Genomic DNA, 5,026 nt, shown 5'->3' on the forward strand with positions numbered 1-5,026 from the left:
CATGCGCAACTGCCACGGCGCTGGACGTTCGTCGCCCCGAAACGAAGTTGCACCAATTCGCGTGGCTTCTCTTGCTCGATCGCCTAGGCTAGTTCATACGATGGAAACTAGAGCACAGACACATCAGACCGGCGGCCGCGACCGCGCGATCGCCGAACGGAATCGCACCGGTGAAGATGAGTTCCGCGTAGACATTGAGCGCATCCGCTTCTCCCCGTACTTCTCCCGGCTGTCCTCGGTGACGCAGGTGATTCCCCAGGCAGGCTCAGGCACCCTGGTCCACAACCGATTGACCCATTCGCTGAAGGTTTCGGCGGTGGCCCGTTCCATCGCCATCGGCCTCCGAAGGCGTGACGAACCTACTAGGCGACTAATCTCCGATTTAGGAGGGTGCGACCCGGTAGTTGTCCAAGCAGCTGCAGCGGCCCACGATCTGGGCCACCCGCCCTTCGGGCATCTGGGAGAGCAGGAACTCGACCGGGTCGCCCGCGATACCTTGGGGCTTCCTGATGGATTCGAAGGCAACGCGCAGACCTTTCGGATCCTCACCGCCCTCGATAGCTGCGATGCCACACCGCGTGGCATGAACCTGACCCGCGCGGTTCGCGCGGCAGTGCTCAAATACCCCTGGACGCGCAATGAATGGCGCAGCCAGGCCCCGGTCGCTCCGGAGCTGCTCCCCCGCGGCGTCGGCGCGAGTCCGGCTGCTGGCGCCATGAAGTATTCGGCCTACGATATCGAGGCCGAGGAAATGGACGACGTCCTGTCGGTCTTCCCGGGCATCGGAAAATACCAGCAGACGCTGGAAAGCTCGGTTATGGATATCGCAGACGATATCGCCTACGCGGTTCATGACCTCGATGATTTCTATCGAGCTGGCATCTTGCAATACACCAGCGTCTCCGCTGAACTGCGAGCGTGGCTGGACCAGTCCGTGCGCTTCCAGGCCCTGAAGGCTCCAGAGCTGGACCAGCGGCAGCCGGGCCACGCGCTGGAAATTACGTGGCGCCATGTCCTGGCGAAGGATCCCTGGATTGCCAATCCAGACGCATTCCGCGCCTCGGTGCAACGGGTCGGCCATGACCTCGTCGATGGCTTGCTCGCAGTTCCCTACGACGGCGGCCTGCAGGCGGACCGTGCGGTTACCGCCTTCACCCGGCGATGGATTGACCGGTTGCAGGAATCGATCACCGTTGAACGCACGCCTAATGTGCGCAGCGGCCATATCCGCTTGAGCGATGAAGCGTGGCATGACGTCGTAGTACTCAAGTTCGTCCATGCCCGCTTCGTCTTGGACCGTTCAGACCTGGCGGTATACCAGCGTGGGCAAACGCGAATTATCCGTTCCCTGGCAGAAGGCTTCAACACCTGGCTCAATGATCCGGAGGATGCAGGGCGTGCACCGCGACGGTTGCTGGACTCGGTGGAAGCTACCACTGAGGAATACCGCCAACTGCGCGAGAGCACCCCGGAGCTGTTCTCGCAGTCCGGTCCGCAAGAGATCCAACGGCTGGGCCAGGCCCGGGCCATCGTCGATTACATTGCTTCATTCACCGATGCCCAAGCCGTCTCGTTGAATTCGCTGCTAACCGGCACCTCGGACAATCTCTGGGAAGCCGGCCGCGGACTCTAGCGGCCGGGTGCGGCATGTTTCATGCCGCGAGAGCCTGCTGGGACAGCTCCTCGAGCACGATCTTCGTCATCATTGACTGTGTCAGTTGCGGATTGATCCGGGCGCTGAAATGCCGCGACATCAGGATGGCCATCCGGTTGGCCGCTTCGTTGTGCCGATTTCCATCGTGCCCTCGAACCCAGCGGGCTCGGGTGCGCCCGGTACGAAGTTCAAGACTCTCGCGCAGCTCATGATGCACCTTCACAGTGCGCTGCCGTTCTTGCACAAGATCATTGACCGCTTTCACCAGGGCACGGCTGTCGCTGAAAATGGTCAGGTCCGAATCGAGCGGCGTGTGGGTCAGCGCCAGCAGGGCGCCTGTGGTTTCTGCCAGCAGGGTGTCCTGGACGTAGTGCTTCGGCGAAATTGCGCAGGCCCAATGTCCTTGCGAGGTCACCATCGCTCCAGCGCTGCGGAACTTCCTGTTCCGCGGCACCGAACCGTCTGTATAGGCAATGACTGGAAGGTTCGCCGTGTAGTCCTGTACCAGCGGGGCCAGCGCCTGGCTATTGACCTCGTTGGCAACGCCGAGATCCAGCCCGAATTGCCACGACGGATTGAGGCAGAAAACGGGATTCATCGATAATTCTGCCATTCCGAGGTCGTCATAGTCCGGGACCAACAGGTCGATCGATGACGGCTACGAGATTTTGCAGGTACCGGAGAACTCCGCGATAGCCTGCAGGATGGCCTGGTCCAATTCCCCGTTGACAGCAGTACCCGTGAGAGTCAGCAATGGACGGTTCACGAAATCGCACAAGGTCAGTGCAAAATCGAAGTGGAGACCGTGCGTGCTTCGCTGGGCGAGGTGCTTTTCCTCGACAATCCGCTCCGCAAATGGAACGTACTGCTGCTTCTTCCCGTGGGCATCGCGAATGAACGCTGAACGTTCGAGAACGGCGATCAGCCGCGAAGGCTGCGGCTGCCGCTGTGCACCGGCCAATCTCCGCACGCCATCCGGATCGAGCGCAATGGGCATCTGCGGACGTGGAACTGACACCAGCATTGAGATTCCTCCTGCCTGTTTTGTTGATGTCAGGCGATCCTATCGACTGGCACCTACGATTTAGCCCCGGGTCCGGGCATCGGTCCGCCGTGCGCCCGGCATTCGAAGGGCCGGGGTCACGGCGAGCTCGGTCTCGCGCCTGCCCGATCGCCAGGTCGAATTGTCGGTGCTCCATGCCATGATCGTGGTAAGAACATCACCCCACGGCAAGGAGCACAGTGGACTCGCAACTTCCCCTCAGAATCATGGAAGCAGTCGGCCTGCTTCACCGGCTGGGCTACCCCGGGCTGCGGATCCTGCCCGGCATCAATGCCTCGGGCACCGCGTGGCGGATCGTCATCCACAACGTCACCGAATGGAACCCCGAGGACAAATTCGGCGACCCGTTCAATTCTGAGGAATCCTGCGTCTACAGCACCGCCGGGGCCAATGTCTTCAACAACGACGTGCAGATGCCCGAGGATGTCAGCCGCGTCAGCGTCGCCGAAGCAATCCTCGAAGCCATGCCTTCATTACAGCGCAGCACCCCGGGCGAGACCGGAAACTTGGACTACGTGCGCTGGTACGCTCAGCTGCTCTCGCAGGTCACCCGGCTCGACGAGTTGCCGGTGGCGTATGCGGACTACTTCGATGATTCCGAGGGATGGGAACTGGGGTGGGGCAGCCGCCGCCGCTTCCCGGCACCGCCGACCTATCGTCCGGAACCCGCAGTACCCCCGGTGCCGGCCAAGCCTGGACAGCGCGATGAGCACTATGTGCTGGAGTTGTGCTCCCACATGCTGGGCCTGCAGTGCACCGGCCAGCAGACCTTCGACTGGCTGCGCGGCGACCCATCTCTGAAGAACGGCAAACGCAAGGCGTTGCCGATTGATGGCTTTTTCGAGGAGCTGGGCCTGGTGGTGGAGTACCACGAGCGGCAGCATTCGGAAGCCGTCCCGTTCTTCGACAACAAGTTAACTTCCACCGGCATGCTGCGCGGACCGCAGCGCAAACTCTACGATGCCCGCAAGGCGGCGCTGATTCCACAGCACGGGCTGACGCTGCTGGTTATCGACTACCGGGATTTCGAGAACAAGAGAGGCAAGATCGAGCGCGATCTGGGACGCGACCGGAAGATCGTGGCCGCGTTGCTGGACCGGGCCGCAGAACGCGCCGAACCTGGGGTCGTTGCGACCTTCCCAGCACCGCTGGCGGAAACGCCCACTGAACGTTAAAAAGGCAGGCTCCTCCCTCTCGGGCGGCGCCTGCCTGTTCAACTCAGGAGGATACTTGACCAGCAGTTCCAGAGCCTTGTTCAGCGTGGCGGTCCGGGCGCATCACGGCCGAAACTTAGCCTCCTCCGGACGGTAGCAGCCGGTGATGTCCACGGCCTGGCCCCAGGCTTCGGCCACCATGGCCTGCTAGTTCTCGCCCAGCGAATCCCAGCGCAGGTGGTTTTCGGATACCAGGTGCCGCACGTGGTTCGGAGCGGAGCCGCCAGCGCCGGTCTCGAACAGGCCGACGCGAGCCAGCAGCAGATCGATCGACAGGATTTTGGCCGAGATGGCCAGTTCCACCATCGGGAATAGCTCGGTCAGGTAGTCGCGCGGCGCGAAACATATTGAATAATGGATTCTTTTGCCAAAAGGATTCATTGAGGAATACTCCCCGCAAGTCGAACTCCTGATCCGGCATATCCGTTCAAGCAAGGCATTGATTTGCCGTGTTAAATTCATTGATCGCCACTCATTTTCACGAGTGGCGATCAATGGCATCGATTCAATGACCGAGGTCTGAAGCTTAGAGACCCAGGCTGCGGATAAGTTCTACCAAGGCTGCAAGAAGTTCGCTCAACATCAAATTACCTCATTCATTTTCGTCTTATCTATGTTTCGTGTTGGTACGAGTGACTCGTTCCGACACGTATAACACTAACTCAACATAGTTCTGACAAGAGCAAATTTAGAGAATATTAGAAACTTTTTACACGGAAGCAACGTACGATTTACATTAGAATTCTTGACTGCCGTACCAGCGACTGCTACTTGCCAGTTGGTAACCAGTTCGCATTGCCTCCGACTTACCCTATGGATACTGGCCTGCCGCCAGAATTCATGCAATCATTCACCGCCCTTAATGGCCCGGGCAATTTCCTGAAAACGGAATTAACCTGTCCACTATCAGCTCCAGGGATTTCAGGAATCAACGGCGAAAATCGCAAGAAACCCGGAAAATGATTGTCCAGTTGCTGCCGCACTAGTGGAACAACCAACGAGGAACTGACGGCCGGGGGCATCTCCACATGCAGTCAATCCCGATGTTCGGCACCCATAGCTTCATCGCGCGTTAAAGCAGCTGGCCCCAAAACT

The 5,026-nt window shown here is 59.7% G+C and carries 5 protein-coding genes and 1 pseudogene; 3 read left to right on the forward strand and 3 right to left on the reverse strand.

Annotation, left to right across the window (positions count from 1 at the left end; genetic code table 11):
* The first annotated feature begins 100 nt into the window (after nucleotides 1-100).
* Nucleotides 101-1,633 carry a deoxyguanosinetriphosphate triphosphohydrolase family protein gene (locus tag ACNPN0_RS00415; protein ID WP_448937350.1) on the forward strand — a complete coding sequence of 511 codons (1,533 nt, stop codon included), beginning with the start codon at nucleotides 101-103 and terminating at the stop codon, nucleotides 1,631-1,633.
* Nucleotides 1,634-1,652: 19 nt separating this feature from the next.
* On the opposite strand, the gene ACNPN0_RS00420 is transcribed toward ACNPN0_RS00415, so the two are convergent.
* Both ACNPN0_RS00420 and ACNPN0_RS00425 read right to left on the reverse strand, forming a co-directional pair.
* The gene (locus tag ACNPN0_RS00420; RefSeq protein WP_448938821.1) at nucleotides 1,653-2,252 is read right to left on the reverse strand and encodes an RNase H family protein; all 600 of its coding nucleotides are present in this window, start codon (nucleotides 2,250-2,252) and stop codon (nucleotides 1,653-1,655) included.
* Nucleotides 2,253-2,312: 60 nt separating this feature from the next.
* On the reverse strand, nucleotides 2,313-2,672 hold the full coding sequence (locus ACNPN0_RS00425) for a hypothetical protein (RefSeq protein WP_448938822.1): 360 nt from the start codon (nucleotides 2,670-2,672) through the stop codon (nucleotides 2,313-2,315).
* Nucleotides 2,673-2,896: 224 nt separating this feature from the next.
* On the opposite strand from ACNPN0_RS00425, the gene ACNPN0_RS00430 reads away from it, so the two are divergent.
* Nucleotides 2,897-3,892, forward strand: coding sequence for a hypothetical protein (locus ACNPN0_RS00430; protein ID WP_448938823.1), 996 nt, complete (start codon nucleotides 2,897-2,899; stop codon nucleotides 3,890-3,892).
* Nucleotides 3,893-4,084: 192 nt separating this feature from the next.
* Here ACNPN0_RS00430 and ACNPN0_RS00435 read toward each other — a convergent pair.
* Nucleotides 4,085-4,264, reverse strand: a pseudogene (locus tag ACNPN0_RS00435) (NADP-dependent isocitrate dehydrogenase); the annotation flags it as partial.
* A gap of 480 nt (nucleotides 4,265-4,744) precedes the next feature.
* Here ACNPN0_RS00435 and ACNPN0_RS00440 point away from each other — a divergent pair.
* Nucleotides 4,745-4,894 (forward strand): hypothetical protein, encoded by a 150-nt coding sequence (locus ACNPN0_RS00440; protein WP_448938824.1) that lies wholly within the window; start codon nucleotides 4,745-4,747, stop codon nucleotides 4,892-4,894.
* Nucleotides 4,895-5,026 lie beyond the last annotated feature (132 nt).

The sequence above is a fragment of the Glutamicibacter sp. AGC84 genome, assembly GCF_053543575.1.